Source organism: Prosthecobacter sp., assembly GCF_014879935.1.
GTDB lineage: Bacteria > Verrucomicrobiota > Verrucomicrobiia > Verrucomicrobiales > Verrucomicrobiaceae > Prosthecobacter.
In genome coordinates this window covers 48,689-68,925 of sequence record NZ_JACSRD010000143.1, presented here as the reverse complement: position 1 = coordinate 68,925, position 20,237 = coordinate 48,689, and the positions used below count along the sequence as shown (strand labels likewise).

The window sequence follows — 20,237 nt, the reverse complement described above, 5'->3', positions numbered from 1 at the left end:
GTGAGGCCGCCCGCATGCACCGTGGCGGAGACCATCAGCAGCCCCGGCTTCTTCGCCTCGATCTCCGCCTGTCGGGCCGCCTGCTCAGGCGTCAGCACCGGCGCAGCCTTCACCACCGGCGGCGTCAAGGGCGGGGCCTCGATCTTCTGAAACGTCACCGTCCCGCCACCCTTCTGCCGCACCACGGTCTGCTCCAGAATGATGCGCGGTGCCGCCAAGGGGGCGATGCCGGTTTTTTCAGGCTCCTGCGCCTGGAGAGACGCAGCCAGCAGGCAGGTCAAAATCAATAGGCTTTGCTTCATAGGTTGTCCTTTCGCTGTTGGGGCTGGCTCTTCAGGGCTCAGCGAGGACATAAAAGAGGGCGACGGCCTGTCGCACCCTCCTCTGAGGCACCGTCAAGCGCCCTTCGACAAGGCGCAGAGCAAGCCGCGCCCCATTCGGGTGCGGTTTCCCTTGGCGTTGTCGAAGGGGCGGAAAGTTGACGGTTTTCAGAGGAGCCCCGCTGCCCGTGAAGGCAGCACGCAAATTGGTGATGTCAGTGGTTGGAGAGTCTCTGGTTCGTGTAAAAAAAGGATGGTGCAGGGGGCTTTTATCCGTTGCTGCGTTCTGCGGCAAGCAAAACTTCCGGTGCATTTCCACCATGCAAAAAACAGGATTGCAAAACAGACTGAAGTCGGGTGATAATTTTCCCATGACCGAGCCTGAACCGCTCCGCTGGAACATGACCCTCCCTGACGGGCAGCCGCTGCGTTGGGGCATGGGGAATGACTTCGTGTGGAACGGAAAAGTCCCGGCTCGCTACTACCAACCAGAACCAACCCACACCATGTCCCAGAACCTCATTGCCGCAGACCTCGCGCCAGCGCTGGTCACTGAAGTCATCGCCGACATCACCGCCACCCGCGCCAAAATGCCCTTCGTCCAGCCTCTGGCTGCCGATGCGAAGAAGCGCATCCTCGAAAAAGGCCTCGGCAATGCCGGATTGTGCGACCTGTTTTATGCCGCCGCTCAGGAAAATGCCGGACAGCTAGCCGCCAGCTTCCCTATGGCCGCCTGGCAGCAGGATCGCAACTTCATCACCCAGTTCCGCCCCATCGTCGAAGCGCTGGAAAAGCTGGCATCCGACGCACGGGACACCCTCACCGCTGCCGAAAGCGACGACTACGCCGCCGGTCGCGAGGCCTACGACGATCTCAAGCGCAGCGCCGTGGGACCCGCGATCGAACAGGTCCGTGCCGTCATGCGCGAACGCCATGGCAGGCGCAACCCGCCGCCCGCGCCACCGTCAGCCGCCTGAGCCGTGCGCCCGTCAAGGCCGGTCGAGTCCCCCGTTTCCCGACTCAAGCAGGGCGGCGGGGGAGTCGAGTCGGGAACGATTCCCACTCGAGTCGGCCCCACAGCCACTCGAGTGCCCCTGCCGTCCCACTTGACTCGACCCACCGCCGACTCGACTCGAACGCAGGCCGACCTGACATGAACCCGGCCCTGACTCCAGTCGAAGACGGGGCGACTCCAGTCGATGGCACCACCCACTCCACCACCCGCCGCCTCGACTCGAGTCGTGAAGCTTCCGACTCGATTGCGGGGCGACGGAATGTTCGCGAAGGAAGCCTCTCGTTGAGCCAGGGCGAGATGGAGAGCTCGAGTGCTTTCAGCGCTCCTTGGCCAGCTTGTTGTACTTCTCGACCAGTTCGTTGAACTCGCGGGTGCGGGCGTTGAGTTTGGTGATGGCGTCGTCGCGCTGGGCGGCGACTTGCTTGAGAAGCTCGTTCTGCTTCTCCAATGCGGCATTCTGAGTAGTCACCGTGGCGTTGTGCGCCTTGATGGCGTCCACGCCCTGGCTGGCGGCGAGCTTGGTGGCCTCCAGTCCGCCCTGCAACTGACGCAGGTCGTTCATGTAGATGGCGATGGTGATGCCGCGGGCGATGTTGTCGGTGGTGAGGTCGTTGAAGTCGCGGGTCATCTCGACCAGCTTTGCTTCGACCTCGGCACGCAGGGCGCTGATGCGCTCGACTTCCTTTTCCAGGTCCCGCACCTTGCGCTGGGCCTCGACTTTGGCGGCGTTTTCGGCTTCCAGCCTTTTCACCAGGTCGGCGATGTGACCGCGATAGCGATCCTCACGCTGCCACTGCACCACGCACACGACGCAGAGGCCGAGCGAGATCAAAACGAGCAGGCTGATGAGCAGGCGCTTCATGCGTCAGGATTTCGGCTTGGCGGCACCGGCCGGTTTGACGTTGAAGGCGACCTTGGTGAAGCCGACGCGCTTGGCGGCATCGAGCGCTTTCACGAGATCGGCGTAGCGCGTGTTCACATCGGCGCTGATGTAAACCGGCGTGGCGGGATCTTTGCCGAAGCGCTCGGCCAGACGGCGGTCGAGCTCGGGCAGAGAGACGGATTCCTTGTCGAAGAAGACATCGCCGACGGCGTTCACGGCCAGATTGATCATGTCCGGCTTGAAGTCGGACTGCGCGGACGAGGCGACGGGCAGATTGACCTTGATGGTCTGCTGCTTGGTCATGGTGAGGCTGACCATCATGAAGGACGCCAGCAGGAAGAACATCACGTCGATGAGCGGGATGATCTCCAGTCGGGTTTTGCGCTCGGGAATGGGGGAGTGGAGCTTCACAGCAAGTCCAGGGGCTGGGAGGAGGCAGGAATGTCGAATGACGAATGCAGAATGACGAATGCCCGGAGTTCGTGAGGCCCGGAGCGGGACGCATCAGGAACGATGGCGGCTGGAGCTTGGTCATTCATTCGACATTCGTCATTCGGGTTTCGTCATTGGCCTTCAGGCCTTGGTGCTCACTTTGTCGAAGCCGTGCTGGGCGGCGAGGATGAGGACGTTGTTCGCGGCGGCTTCGAGGTCGAATTTCAGCGCGGCGAGGCGGGCGTGGAAGTAGTTCATGGGCACCAGGGTGCCGATGGCGATGCCGAGACCGGCCGCGGTGGCGATGAGCGCCTCGCCAATGCCGCCGGTGACTTTTTCGACGGCGAGTTCGCTGCTGCCGATGCTGGTGAAGCTGCCCATGATGCCGGTGACCGTGCCGAGCAGACCCAGCAGCGGCGCGAGCGTGACAATCGTGTCCATCGCGCTCAAGAAGCGGCCCGCGTCGCGTAGTTCCTGGCCTGCGGCGACCTCCAGCGCGCCTTGCATGCTGGTGTGGCGGTGATTGAGGCCGTGATGGATCATGCGCACGACCGGATCGCTGGATTTGGAGGATTGCGTGATGGCTTTGGCCAGATCTCCGGCCTCCAGGGTGCTGTAAACGTCATCCAGTTGCTTCGGCGAACGCTTGGCCGTGAAGCGCAGCCACCAGAAGACGCGCTCGATGAAGATGCAGACGGCCACCACCGACACGACGGCGATGGGATACATGATGGGACCGCCTTTGATGAAGAGCTCGACGACGACGTTGGCTAGCAGGGGCATTGCGGGAGGGTTTGAAAAAGAGAGACAAGCTTCGGCGGCGATCAGCGCAACCTGAAGGTGAGCGGCAGGGTGTAGCGATTTGCCGCACCCCCGGGCCAGCGCCAGTTCCGCCGCACCCAGGAGGAGGCATAGCTGTCCAGGGCGCTGTAGCCGGTGCTGCTGATGACGCTCACGCCTTCCACGGCACCGGAGGGTCCGACGCTGATGCTGAGCCTCACGGTGCCCTGCATGCCGCTGCTGCGGGCAAAGCTGGGATAGGGAGGCGAGGGGAATTTCCCCCGACCGCCGCCTGTGGCGCTGCCGGTGCCGCCAGGGGCACCGCCAGCCGTGCCGGTGCGGCTGGTGCCCGGTGTGCCGCTCGTGCGGGCCACCGTCTGCGTGCGTGGACGCGGTGTGGGCTGCGGCTTGGGTTTGACCACGGGATCGACGGGTTTGAGCGCGTCTTCGATCTTCGGAGCGGTGGGAATGGCAAAGATGTCCTCCATCGTCATCGCCTCGGCCACTTCAGGCAGGTCGAGGCTCTCCATCGGTGTTTCGACGACGTCGGGGATCTCCACCGGCATCTCGGCGATGTCTTCGGTCGTGGCTTCCTCCTCCGCCTGTGATTGCAGCTCGGCCATGGAGGTCTCGACCATCGCAAGCTCGGAGGACAGGTCGTCTTCGAGCGTCTTGAGGTGAATCGGCGGCAGGTCATCGGCGAACATCCCAGCGATGCCGATGGCCAGGAAGGCGGCGCAGAGGCCGACATTCCACGAAAGGGCCACCAAAGCCTGCTGGGTGCTGCCACGCCGCCAGACCGCCGCCGGTTTGGGGGCGCTGTCAGATGGCTTCGCAAAGTCGAATCCCATGGTGGGCATTGTGGTGGACAGGGCGTGAGTCATAACGCGGGCGGGAGGGGAGGATGGAGCGCAAAAAATCGACTGTCAATTTGCAATTGAGACTCTGTCGCATTCTGATCGTGAATTGTCCTTTGTGTTGCCTGTTTTGCCATACCGCCCGACCCCATGCCCCGTTCCAGCCCATGACGACCGAATCTCCCGAGGACCGAAACGCGTTGGCGAAGGCCTGGATGCAACGGGGCATCGCCCTTCTCTCCGCAAACGATGAAACGGCTCTTCCGGAGGCCTTGAACTGCTTTGAGCAGGCGCTGGCGATCCGGCGGGAGCTGCCGTTCGAGCAAAGCACGTGGTATCGCTGGCTGCTCACCGCCTGCTGGATGAACCGGGGCGATGTGCTGACGCGGCTGGGTGGCGAGGCCAACCTGGCGGAGGCCGTCCGCAGCTTCGACGAGGCGATTTTTCACCTCACCCGGCTGCCTTTGGACGAGGACCCGCAGTATCGCGGCCGGCTGGTGCTGGGCTGGATGCACCGTTCCCTGGCCTTGCGGGCACTGTCGAAGGCGGAGGAGGCACTGACAGCGTTGGAACGGGCACGACAAACGCTGGAAGAGGGCGAGACGCCCGATCGTCCTGCCGATCTGACGTTGAAGGTGACTTTGATGGCCAATCACGCCGCACTGCTGCTGGAGCTGCCCTGTCCGAAGGCTCTCGAGGCCTTGCAGGGCGCGGATGCAGTGCTGACCTTGACCCGGAAGGATGAAACGAGCGACCTGCTGGCTGCTGAGATCGGATTGAAGGCCCGGCACACGTTTTGTCATGCCGTGGCGATGCTGCTGGAGACACCGCCGGTGGACGCCCGGCACGCGGAGGAATGGATCATGCAGGCCACCGACAAGGTGGACGAAGCGATGGCTTTGACCCTGCTGTGGGAGGGCAAGGGCATGCCGCGGCCTTTCCACCGCCTGCGCCTGGAGCTGTTCGAGTATGGCTGCCGCATCTACCTGGCCTACCAGCCGCACTTCATGGCGGAGTTTCTGCTCGAGGTGCTCGCACCCGGTCAAAACGAGACACCGGCACCAGAGGATCTTTGCCAGGCCGGTCTGGAGGCGTTGCGTCTGGCTGCGGAGGTGCTGCGGCAGCGAGGACCGCTGGATCTTGGGCTGGGCGGGATGGACCGGCTGCTGGAGGTGCTGCAGGCGCTGAACCAGGCGGCGGAACGGATCAAAATGCTGCCAACCCGCCGGATTGACGGCTGATTTCTGTCCACGGCCGGGTTTCGTCGGGCGGGGGCGTTGACGGTTTTTCGCGGGCTGGGGTATGCCGCTGGGCTGCCGATGGAATTCATCGGTCACTCTGTTCACCCCACACCCAACCCGTATGCAAAAGCAGCAACCACGCCCCAAACGACCCGGAGCTCTCAAAACCGGCACCGAAGCTCTCTCCGTCACCACCCTTCTGTGTGCCGCCGGCAGCCTCGCGGCGCAAACGGCGGGCTCAACAAACCCTGCCACCACGACTCCCTCCGATGAGAAACCCTCAAGCACCAACCTGAAGGAGATCGTGGTGGAGGCCAACGCGCAGGTTTACAACCCCAGCCGCCTGCAATCCCCCAAGTACACCGAGCCGTTGCGTGACATTCCGCAGACGATCACGGTGATTCCGAAGGCGGTGATCCAGGATCGCGGGGCCTTCAGCCTGCGTGATGTGCTGAAAAACACGCCCGGTATCTCCATGCAGGCCGGTGAAGGAATCAGCGGAGCAGGTTCCGGCGACAACCTGACCATCCGAGGGTTTTCATCCCGGAGCGACTGGTTCGTCGATGGCATCCGTGACTACGGCAACTACAACCGCGATCCCTGGAACACCGAGCAGGTCGAAATCGCGAAAGGACCGGCCTCAACAACCACGGGTCGCGGCACGACGGGCGGCTCCATCAATCTGGTCACCAAAATGGCCAGCCTGACACCCTACAACCAGATGGACCTCACGTATGGATCGAGCAATCTCTACCGCGGAACCCTCGATGTGAATGAGCGACTGGGCGAGCACTCCGCCTTCCGTCTCAACGGCTTGTATCACCACGCGGACACGCCGGGCCGGGATGAGGTGTTCCAGGAGCGCTACGGCATCGCTGCATCTCTGGCATTTGGTCTGGGCACGGACACTCGATTCACGGTGAACTACCAGCGCTTCGAAGAGAACAACCTCCCCGACTTTGGCATCCCCTACGTGCAGCCCACCGGAACCTATGCGGGTTCAGGAGCAGGCCTCGCCGCATACAGGAATCAAGTCGCGCCTGTCAGCTACGACAGCTTCTACGGACGCCGAAACTTCGACTTCCAGCGGAATCAGGCTGACATGATCACCGCGATCTTCGAGCATGACTTCTCGAAGGGCTTTCGCATCCGCAACACGACGCGCTACTCGCGTGTTCATTCGGATTCTCGTGTCACAGCACCGCGCTTCAGAGATCTGGATCCGGCAGGGGGAACCGGAGCACCCACGACCTACACGATCATTCTCACCCGCGAAGAACAGCGGCGCAGAGTCACCAATGAGCTCTTTGCCAACCAAACGCTGATCATGGCGGACTTCGACACGGGGCCGGTCAAACACGCCCTGGTGACGGGCCTGGAGCTTTACCTGGAGCGCCAGGTCAGCGCGCTCCGTGCCGGTCACGCCAGCGTCACGGACCTCTATGATCCGAGCTTCGATGCGCCGCTGCCGTACCTGGCGTCCCCGGTCAACGCCAACCGGGAAACGACGGTCTTCGGGATCTCGCCGCAGGATCTTCCAGGGCCGGCGGAGGCGCACTTGAACACGATCTCCCTCTTCATTTTCGACACGGTGAAGTTTGGCCGTCACTGGGAACTGAGTCTGGGCGCCCGCTACGACCATTTGGATGCGGAGCAGCGGGGCAGTTATCCCACCAATGCCAATGACATTTTTGGCGAGTTTGGAGGGCCGGCCGTGTACAACCAGGATGACCTGTTCAGTTGGAAGGCCGCGCTGATTTACAAGCCGGTGGACCATGGCACGATCTACTTCGGCTATGGGACGGCCTTCAACCCCACCGCGGACGGTTCGGTTGGTGGCGGTCTGGGCATCGCCAGCTTTAACAATGCGGGGGTCACCGCCCGGGGTCTGAACCCGGAAAAGAGCGAGACGTATGAACTGGGCACCAAGTGGGATCTGCTGAAGGAACGGCTGTCGCTGAATCTGGCCGTGTTCCGCACCGAAAAGACCAGTCGGACCACGAACGGAGGCAACGCCGGCACCACCATTCTGGGTGGGAACCAGGTCGTGGAAGGGATCGAACTTGGGATCGCCGGCCAGCTCACCAAGAACTGGCAGATCTTCGCCGGTGCCACCCACCTGGAAGGGGAGTTCAACAGCTCTTCCAACCCCGCCGAAGTTGGCCGACCTCTCGGCAACGTTCCAGATTACACCTTCAATCTGTGGACGACGTACCGGGTCATTGACTCGCTGCAGATTGGCTTTGGCACGCAATATATGGGCAACGTCATCGCCAACCCCACCAATTCCAGTCGTGTCATTCCTGACTACTGGACGATGGATGCCATGATCGCTTACCGGGTTTCTGCGAAGCTGACCCTGCGGTTGAACCTCTACAATTTGGCCGACAAACGGTACATCGAGACCTCAAGCACGACCAATCATGCCATTCCGGGTCCTGGTCGCTCGATCGCCCTGACGGCGAGTGTGAAGTTCTGATCCCCGTAGGTTGGTGGTTAAGGCACGACGTGCTTGTTCGCAGCCATGCGGGCAGGCACGTTGTGTTTCAACTGATTGATTATCAACGAATTGCATGAGGCTGGAGACGCCGTGGGACGATTTTGGACCCGGTCGAAACTTTCTTGATTTAGCCGTTGACGTCTTCTGCAACTGAGACTTAATCGCAACATCGTTATTGATACGGCATCTCAGTATCATTTGCGAAACCACTCTGTTCACCGCTCATGCAACCCTACACCCTCCCGAATCCGGTCGGCCGCTTGCCGCGGGCCGATGCTCTCACAGCCACCACCCTGCTTTGCGCCGCTGGCAGCCTGGCCGCCCAAACGGCCAGCACCAAACCGGTGCCCGAAAAGGCCGCCGACGCACCCACCACCGACATGCAGGAGGTCGTCGTGGAGGCCCAAGGCCAGGTCTATAACCCCAGCCGCCTCCAGTCGCCGAAATACACTGAACCCGTCCGCAACATCCCGCAGACCATCACGGTGATCCCCCCAGACGGTGATCGAGGACCGTGGAGCTTTCAGCCTGCGCGATGTTTTGCGCAACACGCCGGGCATTTCCATGCAGGCGGGGGAAGGCGGCGGCGGTCTGCCGGGCGACAGCCTCAGCATCCGCGGCTTCAGCTCCCGCAGCGACTTTTTCCTGGATGGCATGCGTGATTTCGGGGCCTACAACCGCGATCCCTTCAACACGGAGCAGGTCGAAGTGGCGAAAGGCCCCTCCTCCACGACTGGCGGACGCGGCACCACTGGCGGATCGATCAACATGGCCAGCAAGATGGCCAATCTGACTCCTTCGAACCTGAGCACCGTCTCCTACGGCTCCAGCAATCTCTACCGCGCCACAGTGGATGTGAACGAACCGCTGGGCGAGCATGCGGCCTTCCGCCTCAATGGCATGTTTCACCACGCCGACACGCCCGGACGCGATGAAGTCGGCCAGGAGCGCTACGGCATCGCCTCATCACTGGCTTTCGGCCTCGGCACGGACACGCGCTTCACGCTGAACTATCAGCGTCTGGAGGAAAACAACATCCCCGACTACGGCATCCCATGGATTCCGACGAACAACACCCTCCCTTGGACGGGCGGCGGTGCGGGTCTGGGCAGTTACGCCAATCTGCCGGCACCCGTGAGCTATGACACGTGGTATGGTCTGCGCGGGGTCGATTACGAGCACGTGCAAAACGACACCCTCACCGGCATCTTCGAGCACGACTTCACGGAATCGCTCCGCCTGCGGAACCTGACGCGCTACTCGCGCACGCATCGCGACTCGCTCTACACCGCCCCGCGTTTCCGTGATCTCGCCGCAGGTGGAGCCGTGCAGTATTCTGACGCGTTGAACCGCCAGATGCAGCGGCGGCAGATGACCAGCGAGGTGTTTGCCAACCAGACGAATGTCACCGCTGAATTCGACACCAATGTGCTGAAGCACACGCTTGTCGCGGGTCTGGAACTGTATTGGGAGCGCCAGTTGAACGCGAATGCTGCGGGAATTGCCTCCGTCACGAATGTTTTCGATCCTTCCGTGGACAATCCGCCCTCTGGCGTCCCTGCGACCGGCGACATCGCCCCGGGCACCATTCCGGGCCTTCCGGGCGCGGCGGAGGCGCATCTCGACACGATCGCGATTTACCTCTTCGACACGGTGAAAATCGGCCGCCACTGGGAAGTCTCCGGCGGTCTGCGCTACGACCACATGCAGGCTGAGGCACGCGGTGCGAATGGCGCGCCGGGATTTGCCAACTCGGACGACTTGTTCAGTTGGAAGCTCGGCCTGGTGTTCAAGCCGGTCGAACACGGCAGCGTCTATTTCGGCTACGGCACCTCGTTCAATCCCACCATCGATGGGGCCGTGTCCACCGGGCTCGGCAACACCGCCGCCACGGCTGGTCTGGACCCGGAAGAAGCACGCAGCTATGAGCTGGGAACGAAGTGGGATCTGTTCGACGAGCGCCTGTCGCTCTCCTTTGCCCTGTTCCGCTCGGAAAAGAGCAATGCGCGCACCACGGACGCCGCAGGCCTTGTCTCGCTGGCGGGAAATCAGATCGTCCAGGGCTACGAGGTCGGCGCATCGGGCAATCTGACGAAGAACTGGCAGATCTTCGCCGGTTACGCCTACATGCAGAGCGAAACCGAGGCCTCTTCAAATGCCAATGAGATCGGACAGGCGCTTTCGAATGCCCCGGAGCACTCGTTCAATCTGTGGACGACCTACAACCTGCTGGAGTCCCTGCAGGTCGGCTTGGGAGCCCAGTTTGTCGGCGACCGCTCCAACGGCACCAGCAACGCGGCAGGCACCAGCATTCCACGCACCGCGCCGGACTACTGGACGCTCGACGCCATGCTGAACTACAAGGTCAACGAGAAGCTCAGCTTCCGCCTGAACATCTACAATCTGGCCGACGAACGCTACATCGACCGCGTGGGCGGCGGCCACTTTGTCCCCGGGGCGGGCCGCTCCGCGGCGCTGACGGCCACCGTGAAGTTCTGATCCGAATTGAACCGCATTCTCCGCCATGCTCATCACCATTCCCGAAGTTCTCACGGCCGAACAGGTCGCCCAGGCCCGCCAGATGCTCGATGCCGCCGAATGGGTGGATGGTCGCAGCACGGCAGGCTACCAGTCCGTCAAATCGAAGGACAACCTGCAGCTCCCGGACGGCAGTCCCGCCGCCCGGGAGGTGGGAGAGATGATCCTCGCCGCGCTGTCCAAGAACCCGCTGTTTCTCGCCGCTGCTTTGCCTCTGCGCATCCTGCCGCCGATGTTCAACCGCTACTCCGGCGGCCAGTCCTTCGGCACGCATGTGGACAATGCCATCCGGCAGATTCCAGGCACGCAGCAGCGCATCCGCACCGATCTGAGCGCCACCTTGTTCTTTGCCGCGCCGGAGGAGTATGACGGCGGCGAATTGCGCGTCGAGGACACCTACGGCGTGAAAAGCGTGAAGCTCCCTGCCGGGCACATGGTCCTGTATCCCTCCACCAGCTTGCATCACGTGACGCCGGTGACCCGTGGCGCCCGTGTGTGCTCATTCTTCTGGCTGCAAAGCATGATCCGTGACGACGGGCAGCGTTCGCTGCTCTTTGATCTCGATCTTTCCATCCAGAGACTCGCCCGTGACCTGAAAGGAAACCTCGTCGCAGAACAAACCGGCGTGCAGCTCACCGGCGTGTATCACAATCTTTTGCGACAGTGGGCGGAAATGTGAGTTAAGCGGCTTTGCCTTCCTTTCATGCGTCTCACCTTTCATCGCGCCGTGTTTTGGGCGCACCTCATCGCCGGTCTGGCCGCCGGACTCGTCATTCTATCGCTGGCAGTCACCGGCCTGCTGATTGCCTTCGAAGTGCAGATCACCGAATGGGCCAATCGCGACCTGCGCGTCGTTCCAGCGGCGGAAAACGCGGCGCATCTCGATGTGGAGACGCTGCTGGCCCGAATCCAGGAGTCGAAGCCCGGTTTTCGTCCCACAGGCATCACGTGGAAAGGCGATCCCGCCGCTCCGGTCACGCTCACGGTCGGCCGTGAGGGCATCTTCTTCGCCAATCCCTACACAGGCGGGTTCCTGGGCGAGGGGAACCGTTCCTGGCATGATTTCTTCCATGCCGCGACGGAATGGCATCGTTTCCTCACCGGCACCGGCCTGTCACGTGACGCCGGAAAAGCGATCACCGGCGCAGGCTGCCTCATCTTCGGCCTGCTGCTCGTCAGCGGCCTCTATCTCTGGTGGCCGCGTCAATGGCGCTGGCCGAACGTGCGTGCGGTCACCGTTTTCAATCGCCGTCTCAAAGGCCGCGCCCGTGATTGGAACTGGCACAACGTCATCGGCTTCTGGAGCGCCTTCCCCATGCTGCTGATCGTTTTGACCGGGCTGATCATGTCCTACGGCTGGGCCAACCACCTGCTCTTCACCCTGGCTGGCTCCGAACCGCCCCCAGCTCGTGAGCGGCCCGCGGGCGGCCCCGGCGGTACTAAAGGAGGCAAGGAAGGCGGCGACCGTCCCAATTCACCGCCGCCGCAGCTCGGCGGTCTTGTCCCTTTGCTCGAACAGGCCCGTATGCGGCATCCCGGCTGGCAAACGCTCAGCCTGCGCATGCCTGCCAAGCCCGGTGATCCATTTCCCGTCATGATCGATCTCGGCGGCCGTGGCGAGGTGCATCGGCGCACGATGCTGAGCCTCGACACGGCTCAAAACAAGGTCAGCACGAGCCCCGACGACTTCTCCCGCCAAAACCCTGGCCGACAGTGGCGGATGATCGCCCGCTTTCTCCACACGGGTGAGCTGTTCGGCCTCCTGGGTCAGACCGTGGCCGCGTTGTGTGCCTTGAGCGCCATCCTGTTGGTCTGGACGGGTTTTGCACTGGCCTGGAGACGCTTTTTCAGACACTGAACCGGCCGCCGGCCGCAAAATTGGCGCACTGAACTGCAATTGAGACTCTATCGCAAAATAGCACTTGAGTTGTAGCGGGATCCCGATATCATCCGCGCCCTCAATCTGCGACAGAATCTCAATTTCAACCATGAAGCCATCCCTCCCAGCCTCTCCCGCAGCGCTCGGCCCGGCACTCGCCGCAGCCGCTGTGCTCTTCCTCGCCCTGGCCTCACACTCGCGTGCCCAGACCGTGAATGACCCGGTGACCCAGCCCAAACCGGCTGGCGGGGCGATCGAACTCGAAGCCGTCACCGTGTATGGTGAGGCCGAGAGCGACTACTACGTGCAGCCGGTCTTCCCTGAGGCGGTGGAAGGCACGAAGATCTTCGCCGGGAAGCGGGCCACGATCATCGACCTCGACGCGCTGCCAAAAGTGCAGGCCAACAACTACCGTCAGGCGCTGGCCCAGACGCCTGGCCTGCTGTTCTCCGAGGAAACAACACCGCTGGTCAGCGTCGGCTATCGCGGCCTCGGCGAGCCGCATCGCTTCCAGTTCATGCAGGTGCTCAAAGATGGCATCCCCATCCACGCTGACCCCTTTGGTTACCCGGAGGCTTATTACACCCCGCCGCTGGATGTGGTGGACCGCATCGAGTTCATCCGTGGCGGCGGCGGCCTGATGTACGGCTCGCAGCCCGGTGGAGCCTTCAACTACATCACGTACATGCCGCGGCGTGACAAAGCCTTCGGTTTCCGCACACAGAACATCTTCGGCACGGACAACCTCTTCTCCAGCTACACTGCCGCCGACGGCACCATCGGCAATCTGGGCTACTACGGCTACTTCAACCACCGCAGCAGCGACGGCTTCCGCAATTTCAACAGCGACTACCGTCTCGACGGCGGGAACGTGAAGCTGGTCTATCACTTCGATGACGACACGCGCCTCATCTTCAACGTGGACATGTATGAGGAGGAGCATGGCGAGCCTGGCGGCCTCACGGCGGCGGCATTTGCCTCCACTCCGGAGATGACCACGAAGGTGCATGACCGCTTCGAACTCCGCCGCTACGTCGGCAGCGCCGAGTTGCAGCACCAGATCAAGCCCGGCACCGAGCTGAGCGTGAAGGCCTGGGGCGGCTACTACCAGCGCTGGAGCAAGCGCCAGCGCACCAGCGCCGTCGGTCTCGCGCAGTTCGGCACCGTGCCCGACCTGGCCAGCAACACGATCGAGAACCAGGAATTCTACACCCTCGGCCTGGAGCCACGCATCCGCCACGACTGGGAGGCCTGGGGGAATGAGCACACGCTGGCCGCAGGCATGCAGTTCTACTACAACTTCTCCCCCCGCGTGGACAAACGCGGAGCCACGGCGGATGCGAATGACGGCATCATCACCGCCGACTCCCGCCGTGAGCTGTTCTACGGCTCCCTGTTTCTCGAAAACAAGTTCACCTTCGGTCGTCTCACCATCACGCCCGGCTTCCGCATGGAATTCATCAATCAAAACGTCCACACGCGGAACTTTGCCCCGGCCACCGGAGCCTTCACGGGTGAGAGCAGCAAGAGCGTCTTTGAACCGCAGCCGCTGTTCGGCCTCGGCATCGCCTACGACCTCGGCCACGAGACGTCGCTCTACGCCAACGTCTCCCAGAGCTACCGCACCACCATCTTCACCGAGTCCATCGTCGCCCAGCCCGGCACGATCGCCACCGACGCCGATCCCAGCCTCACCTGGAGCTATGAACTCGGCCTTCGCGGGAAGCCGGCCACCTGGTTCACCTTCGACACCAGCGTGTTCCTCATCGACATGGACAACCGTTTCGGCATCAACGCCGGCACGCTTCGCAGTGTCGGCCGCAGCATCAATTACGGCTGGGATGGTGCCTTCGACATCGACCTCATCGGTCTGGCCGACTCGCTCAGCGGCGCTGAAAAGCCGAATCGTGCCGGCTCCCTGAGCCTCTACGGCAATCTTTCGCTCCTGCAGGCCGAGCTCCACGGCGGCCCTGCCGATGGTGCCACCCCGCAATACGCGCCGGACTACATGCTGCGCACCGGCCTCATCTACAAATACCGTGACAAGGTGAAGGTCGGCTTCCTCGGCACCTTCGTCGCCGACCACAACGCCCAGGACGGCGGCACTTTGCAGTTCGACATCCCCGCCTACATGACCTGGGACCTCACCGCCGAGTTCAAGGTGCATGAGAACTTCACCGTCATGGCCGGCCTCAACAACGTCTTCGACGAAAGCTACTACGCCCGCGTCCGCAACGACGGCATCGACCCCGCCTACGGCCGGAACTTCTACGTCGGCGGCAGCGTCACCTTTTGATCCCTCAAATCAGGTTGGGTCACTTCCCTGCGGGGCGCGAAAGTGGTGTTTCGCCTCCGCAGGGTTTTTTTGGGCTGCAAACAGGCACATGCGTTGCGGCGGCCGTGCTCTGAGTCGCTCATCAGGGCGGCATGAGGCAAGACCCTGAGGGTGATGGATGGCGATCCGCCTTCCGCACCTCACGAACACCATGAAAACACCCGCCTTGACCGCCGCCCTCATCTTCATCGCCTGCATCGGCAGCGTCATGCTGGTGGCGCAGCAGCCGCCTTCCAAGGAACACGACCACCAGACGCCGGGGAAAGAGAAGACCACGAAGACGAAGCTGCTGGAGGCCGGAGCGGAGCTGCTGCAGGGCGAAGGGCCGATCAACGGCATCCACGCCCACGTCTGCGGCTTTCACTTCTACGCGGACGACATGAAGCGCCAGGTGCGCGCGCACCATTACTGCGGCCACAAGAACGAGGAGGTGCTGCAGTGCGTGATCTACGACTCCCATGACAAGAACGCCCGGCTCATCGGCATCGAGTACATCATCTCGGAGGCCTTGTTCAAAACGCTGCCGGAGGACGAGAAGAAGCTCTGGCACTCGCACAAATACGAGGTGATGAGCGGCCAGCTCATCGCGCCCGGCATTCCCGCCATCGCGGAGAACGAGCTGATGCAAAAGCTCGTGACCACCTACGGCAAGACGTGGCACACCTGGCAGATCGATCGTGGCGACAAGCTTCCCCTCGGCCTGCCAAAGTTGATGATGGGCTTCACCGCCGACGGACAGGTCAACCAGGCCATGGTTGAGCAGCGCGACAAGGATTTCGACACGGACTCGAACGAGAAGCGGAAGGATCGCGCGGAGGAGATCAAGCCGGGCGAGATCGCGGAAGGTGCTGACAGTTGGCAGAAGGGCGCAGCCTTCCAGATCAGCGACGACCTGATCAAACAACCGCTTCCAGCCGCTGCCAAGCCTGCGGATTCGCCGGCTGGCACGACCAAGTGAGAAGCCGCTTGTCAGTCAGACGACCCGCTCGAATGCTGGCACATGTCAGTCGCTCTATTCGCCGCCGGACTCGGAGATGTGATCCGCACCTGCTACCTGAACGCCAGCTATCGGGTTCTGAGCGAAACAACATCGCCGCTGCCGGTGATCGTGGCCTCGCACAATCCCTACACGATCGAAATCTTCCGCCACCATCGCAACGCGAAGAACTTCATCCTCTACGATCTGGGGCACAAATACGCCGAGTTCCTCGACGCCGGGCTGCGTGGTGCGGACATCAGCCGGGCGCTGTGTGAATTTGCCGGGGTGAAATACGAGGATCTCATCCGTGGCTCCGCCGAAGGCCACGTGCCTGTGTTTGACGCGCCGGACGAGGTCGATTCACAGGACCACATCGTCTTCCAGCCTTTCGCGGGCGTTTCATCGCTGCGCTCGTTCCCTTCATCGTTGATCGAACGCATCGTCGCGCTCCTGCGAACGCTGCCCTGGCCGGTTTACCTCCTCACCCGCAGCTATCCCCGCTCCGAACGCGGAAAAGCGCAGCATGATCGCGAGGACGCGCAGGCCTTCGCCGGCGGTAACGTCACCGTGCTCGACAACCTGAGCGTTCCGGCCACGCTGAACCTCATCAAGTCCAGCCGCGCCTGCATCAGCAGCTGGTCCAGTCTGCAGCAGGCGGCGTGGTTTGAAAACAAGCCGCTGGCCGTGTGCTATCCGCCAAAGTTCATCGAGGCCGCACGCAAAACCGGCTACGCCTTCGGTTTGGATCGCGACAGCACCTTCGCACGCGAGTTTGCCGACACTGACATGGGCGAGTTGGAGGCGTTCCTTCGTCGCTGGTGATTCATCAAAGGAAACGCCGCAACACCTCAAAATGACCGGCGGCAGCGGAGATGTCCGCGTCCAGATCCTCCATGCGGATCTTGTAGGGCGAATCGACGGGCGTGATGAACGGCACGCGATGAATGCGGGCGAAGATCATGCCGTGATAGCGGCCTGAGATGACGAAACGTGATGAGGCGATGGTGGCGAACGCGGTTTGAGGTCCCGGACGGGCGATGATCTGAGTCTGCGGAAAACGTTCCGCCGCTTCCGCGAGCAGTTTGTCGTCATCCACCGGTGCACCCATGCCCAGCCAGCGCACCGGCGTGCGGCTGGCGGCAAACTGGCGCATCTGGTGGTTCAGCAGCGCATTTCGCGCGTTCACCAGCCCCGCCGGCACCAGCGTGATGAACTCGGGCGGCTCTGGCGGCGGTTCAATCACCGGTCGATAGAGATAAGCGGCGTCCGGGAAGAACTGCGCGTCATCCCGGCCGCTGATCTCCTGCGCGAGCCGCACGCAGTTTGGCGAACGCAGCGTGATGAAGGCCGCCTTTTGCAGGTAGGGCACCCACGGCTTCAGTGAGGTCGCATATTCGCCTTCCCGATGGATCTGGAACTGGAATCCGCAGGAAAGAACGCCCCACGGGATGCCCCTCGCGATGGCGGCATCCATGTAGAACTTCATGCAGCGGAAGTGCGACGACTCCGCGTCCTGCGGGCCCTCCTTTGGATTGTTGTAGAGGATGCCTCCGCCACCGAGCACCAGCAGCCCCACGTCCTCCGGCAGTGCCTTGGGCAGGTCGGAGTTGTAAACCACCAGCTCATGCCCTGGCAGCTCCTGGGCGAAGACAAGCGGGTAGGTGTCGTCTCCGACATTCCCATACCCCGAAGCTCCCACGAAGGCGATTTTCATGGCGGGGAAGGGGGAAAGTTCACGAGAAGGCGGTTCATGCGGGGCGGCACCGAATGGCAGAGCGGGCGAATTACAAGTTTCTTACACGCCGCCTTGCCGTGCGGGGCGGGAAGTGGTAAAAATGGACTCATTATGGCAAATCTCATCGTTATTGAAGATCATCAGCCGGTCTTGAAGCTCTTGTCCACGCTCTGCCGGTCTGAAGGGCATGAGGTGATGGCTTTTGACAACGGACGGGCGGGACTGGCGGCGATCCGGGAACTGACGCCCGAGGTGGTGCTGATGGACCGCCGCCTGGGTGATGTGGACGGCCTGGATGTCATCCGCGATGCTCGTGAAGCCTCACCTTCCACACGGTTCGTGATGGTTTCAGCCTGTTCGGAGACGCGGGACATCGTGACGGCGATCCGTCGTGGTGCCTGCGATTACGTGACGAAGCCCTTCCAGCCGGAAGAGATCACCACCGCGCTGGACCGGGCGTTGAGCGAGCCGGCGGAGCCGCCAGCGCCGCGCCAGAAACTCGTGATCATCTGCCCGCAAAAGGCCGCTTGAAGCGCGGGATCGAGGCGGGAGCTGAAGTTTGATCTTGGAAGTTCCACCACGCTGGCGCATTTTTTCCCATGGAAAACCTCCGCCGTCTGCTGTTTGCCTTCTTCATCTTCGCCGTCGCCGCGGTCTTGTTCGGGTTCTGGCGCAAGGACGACAAGCAGTATGGGGTGAAGAATCTGCTGCGCGGGGACAAACCCGGTGCGCCTGCCGCATTCACGCCGGCTGCGAAACCCAAGCTCGATCTCGCGGACATGTCGGTCCTCAGCCGGCTGAATGACGAATTTGCGACCCTTTCCGCCGCCGTGCTGCCCTCGGTGGTCACGGTCAGCACCAAAACGCTCCAGCCAGGACGCGTCGGCTGGGATCCGCTGCGCGGCCTGGTCGGCCAGAGGGCACAACTGGTTCCCGGGCTCGGATCGGGAGCAATCATCAGCAAGGAGGGGCACATCCTCACGAATTTTCACGTCATCGACGGTGTGGCGGAGGTGGAGATCATCACCAACGACAACAAAAAGTATCCCGTCAGATTCCTGGGTGCCAATCCGGGCCGCGACATCGCCCTGCTGAAGATCGAGGGCAATCGCAAGGATTTCCCGCCGCTGAAGTTCGCGAACTCCGACGAGGCGCGTGTGGGGCAGATCGTGTTTGCCGTGGGAAATCCGTTCGGTTTGAGCGGCACGGTCACGCAGGGCATCATCAGCGCACGCGACCGGCATCTCAGCGACAGCCAGATGGATTACCTCCAGACGGACACGGTCATCAATCCAGGAAACTCCGGCGGCCCGCTGGTGAACATCAAGGGGGAGATCATCGGTGTGAACGTGGCGATCTTCCGTGGCGACATCAAGGTGCAGGCCTGGCAGGGCGTGGGGCTGGCGGTGCCTTCGAACAGCGCGAAAATGGTGGTGGACGAAGTGTTGAAGGAGATCAAGGACACGGCCGCCAAGACCGCAGGCACGAAAAAATCGGGACGCGGTTTCCTCGGACTGGAGGTCAGCAGCGAGCCGGTGGACATCGACCCGGTGTGGGGTACCGCGAGACGCGGAGCACTCATCACCGACATCAGTCCCGATTCACCGGCGGCGGAGGCCGGTTTGAAACCCGGGGACGTGGTGACCAGGTTTCAGGGCATGGCCTTCCGCTCCCCCCGTGACCTGCTGGACATCATCCGCATGCAGCCTCCCGGCAGTGAGGTGAAGCTCGAGGTCATCCGCAACCGCAGGCTGGGCGATATCATCGCACGTCTCGGTGAACTGCCTGAAAGCGCCGGCTTGTGAGGGGTGAAAGTCAATGGCCCTCGTTAAGCCGCCGCACCCACTGGCTCGGCGGGACGCCTTTTTCCTCGGCGAAGGCGCGGCTGAAATGGGAGAAGCTTTGGTAGCCGACTTCGAGCGCGGCTTCGGAGACGTTGCAGCGGCCGGTGGCGATGAGTGAGGCGGCTTTTTCGATGCGGGCACGGCGCAGCCAGTTCGACAAGGTGAGGCCCTCGACCTGTGTGAAGGTGCGGCTGAGATGGCTGGCGGCACAGCCGGCGATGACCGCGAGCTCGTCTAGGCTCGGTGGTGCATCGAGCTGCTCCAGCAGCGCTTCCTTCACCTTTCGCACACGTTCCTGCGAGGTGCGCAGCGTGCGGCTGACAGCGGTATCGGCCTCGTTCGCCGGACGAAACAGCGCGTGGATGAGATACTCGGTGAGTCGTGCGGTTTCGAGGAGCTGCCGTGCCTGCACGCAGAGCTGCGGCTGCATCGGTCCGCGTGCCCAGCCTTCGTCTTCCTCGGTCAAAGGCAGGCGCAGCAGGGCACGATCGAGCCCCTTCACCAGCGGTCGAAAGGACTCGTTCAGTTCGCTGTCGAGCCCGCCGAGCGTCTGCCGCAGCCAGGCATCGGGAAAGACGAGCGTGAGGCACTCGTGACGCTCCCGCGAGGCGAGGCGTCGGGCGAGACGCAGCTCATGCTCGCCGGCCCGCAGCCAGCAAATCGTGCGCGGCGGGATAAGCGTCTGCGTGCCATCCTGCCAGTGCAGCTCGGCCTCGCCGCGGAGATTGAGATGCGCCACGAGGGCCTCCGGCAGCACCGCGCCGGACCAGTCACTCTCGACGCGGTCTGGCGCGGTGTGCCAGAGTCGTTGAGGCGGCGGGATGATGTCGGCGGGCATTGTTTAGTTGATACTCAGTCTCAATTTGGGTGCAAAAAAAGGGTGAAGCCAATTCGCCTTC

17 protein-coding genes and 1 pseudogene are annotated in these 20,237 nt (G+C 62.5%); 11 read left to right on the top strand and 7 right to left on the bottom strand.

Annotation, left to right across the window (positions count from 1 at the left end; genetic code table 11):
* Positions 1 to 302: pseudogene (locus IAE77_RS13270) on the bottom strand (hypothetical protein); the annotation flags it as partial.
* A 389-nt stretch (positions 303 to 691) separates the two neighbouring features.
* On the opposite strand from IAE77_RS13270, the gene IAE77_RS13265 reads away from it, so the two are divergent.
* Complete coding sequence (locus IAE77_RS13265; RefSeq protein ID WP_294227234.1) at positions 692 to 1,297, top strand: hypothetical protein; 606 nt, start codon at positions 692 to 694, stop codon at positions 1,295 to 1,297.
* 354 nt (positions 1,298 to 1,651) lie between these two features.
* Here IAE77_RS13265 and IAE77_RS13260 read toward each other — a convergent pair whose 3' ends face one another.
* From IAE77_RS13260 to IAE77_RS13245, 4 genes are all read right to left on the bottom strand, one after another.
* On the bottom strand, positions 1,652 to 2,197 hold the full coding sequence (locus tag IAE77_RS13260; RefSeq protein ID WP_294227232.1) for a hypothetical protein: 546 nt from the start codon (positions 2,195 to 2,197) through the stop codon (positions 1,652 to 1,654).
* A gap of 3 nt (positions 2,198 to 2,200) precedes the next feature.
* Complete coding sequence (locus IAE77_RS13255) at positions 2,201 to 2,629, bottom strand: biopolymer transporter ExbD (RefSeq protein ID WP_294227230.1); 429 nt, start codon at positions 2,627 to 2,629, stop codon at positions 2,201 to 2,203.
* Positions 2,630 to 2,791: 162 nt separating this feature from the next.
* Positions 2,792 to 3,433 carry a MotA/TolQ/ExbB proton channel family protein gene (locus IAE77_RS13250; protein ID WP_294227228.1) on the bottom strand — a complete coding sequence of 214 codons (642 nt, stop codon included), beginning with the start codon at positions 3,431 to 3,433 and terminating at the stop codon, positions 2,792 to 2,794.
* Positions 3,434 to 3,474: 41 nt separating this feature from the next.
* Complete coding sequence (locus IAE77_RS13245) at positions 3,475 to 4,281, bottom strand: energy transducer TonB (RefSeq protein WP_294227225.1); 807 nt, start codon at positions 4,279 to 4,281, stop codon at positions 3,475 to 3,477.
* Positions 4,282 to 4,454: 173 nt separating this feature from the next.
* Here IAE77_RS13245 and IAE77_RS13240 point away from each other — a divergent pair, with 173 nt between their 5' ends.
* The 8 genes from IAE77_RS13240 (at position 4,455) to IAE77_RS13205 (ending at position 16,581) form a co-directional block, all read left to right on the top strand.
* On the top strand, positions 4,455 to 5,528 hold the full coding sequence (locus IAE77_RS13240; RefSeq protein WP_294227223.1) for a tetratricopeptide repeat protein: 1,074 nt from the start codon (positions 4,455 to 4,457) through the stop codon (positions 5,526 to 5,528).
* A gap of 121 nt (positions 5,529 to 5,649) precedes the next feature.
* Positions 5,650 to 8,007 (top strand): TonB-dependent siderophore receptor, encoded by a 2,358-nt coding sequence (locus tag IAE77_RS13235; RefSeq protein ID WP_294227221.1) that lies wholly within the window; start codon positions 5,650 to 5,652, stop codon positions 8,005 to 8,007.
* 522 nt (positions 8,008 to 8,529) lie between these two features.
* Complete coding sequence (locus tag IAE77_RS13230; RefSeq protein WP_294227219.1) at positions 8,530 to 10,527, top strand: TonB-dependent siderophore receptor; 1,998 nt, start codon at positions 8,530 to 8,532, stop codon at positions 10,525 to 10,527.
* Positions 10,528 to 10,552: 25 nt separating this feature from the next.
* On the top strand, positions 10,553 to 11,245 hold the full coding sequence (locus tag IAE77_RS13225; protein WP_294227217.1) for a Fe2+-dependent dioxygenase: 693 nt from the start codon (positions 10,553 to 10,555) through the stop codon (positions 11,243 to 11,245).
* 24 nt (positions 11,246 to 11,269) lie between these two features.
* Positions 11,270 to 12,424 (top strand): PepSY-associated TM helix domain-containing protein, encoded by a 1,155-nt coding sequence (locus tag IAE77_RS13220; RefSeq protein WP_294227215.1) that lies wholly within the window; start codon positions 11,270 to 11,272, stop codon positions 12,422 to 12,424.
* A gap of 130 nt (positions 12,425 to 12,554) precedes the next feature.
* Entirely contained in the window at positions 12,555 to 14,741 is a 2,187-nt protein-coding gene (locus IAE77_RS13215; RefSeq protein WP_294227213.1) for a TonB-dependent receptor, read from the top strand.
* Between the two features lie 190 nt (positions 14,742 to 14,931).
* On the top strand, positions 14,932 to 15,738 hold the full coding sequence (locus IAE77_RS13210) for an OBAP family protein (protein WP_294227211.1): 807 nt from the start codon (positions 14,932 to 14,934) through the stop codon (positions 15,736 to 15,738).
* A 42-nt stretch (positions 15,739 to 15,780) separates the two neighbouring features.
* Positions 15,781 to 16,581 (top strand): hypothetical protein, encoded by an 801-nt coding sequence (locus IAE77_RS13205; protein WP_294227209.1) that lies wholly within the window; start codon positions 15,781 to 15,783, stop codon positions 16,579 to 16,581.
* A 4-nt stretch (positions 16,582 to 16,585) separates the two neighbouring features.
* Here the strand turns inward: IAE77_RS13205 and IAE77_RS13200 are convergent, their stop codons facing one another.
* On the bottom strand, positions 16,586 to 17,473 hold the full coding sequence (locus tag IAE77_RS13200; RefSeq protein ID WP_294227207.1) for a polysaccharide pyruvyl transferase family protein: 888 nt from the start codon (positions 17,471 to 17,473) through the stop codon (positions 16,586 to 16,588).
* Between IAE77_RS13200 and IAE77_RS13195 the strand changes: the two genes are divergently transcribed.
* Both IAE77_RS13195 and IAE77_RS13190 read left to right on the top strand, forming a co-directional pair.
* Positions 17,384 to 18,025 carry a response regulator gene (locus IAE77_RS13195; protein ID WP_345780980.1) on the top strand — a complete coding sequence of 214 codons (642 nt, stop codon included), beginning with the start codon at positions 17,384 to 17,386 and terminating at the stop codon, positions 18,023 to 18,025. The two genes, IAE77_RS13200 and IAE77_RS13195, sit on opposite strands and share 90 nt — an antisense overlap.
* A gap of 68 nt (positions 18,026 to 18,093) precedes the next feature.
* Positions 18,094 to 19,299: a trypsin-like peptidase domain-containing protein gene (locus IAE77_RS13190; protein ID WP_294227204.1), complete on the top strand. Its 1,206-nt coding sequence runs from the start codon at positions 18,094 to 18,096 to the stop codon at positions 19,297 to 19,299.
* Between the two features lie 10 nt (positions 19,300 to 19,309).
* Here IAE77_RS13190 and IAE77_RS13185 read toward each other — a convergent pair whose 3' ends face one another.
* A complete protein-coding gene (locus IAE77_RS13185; protein ID WP_294227202.1) occupies positions 19,310 to 20,176 on the bottom strand; it encodes an AraC family transcriptional regulator in 867 nt (288 codons plus the stop codon).
* Positions 20,177 to 20,237 lie beyond the last annotated feature (61 nt).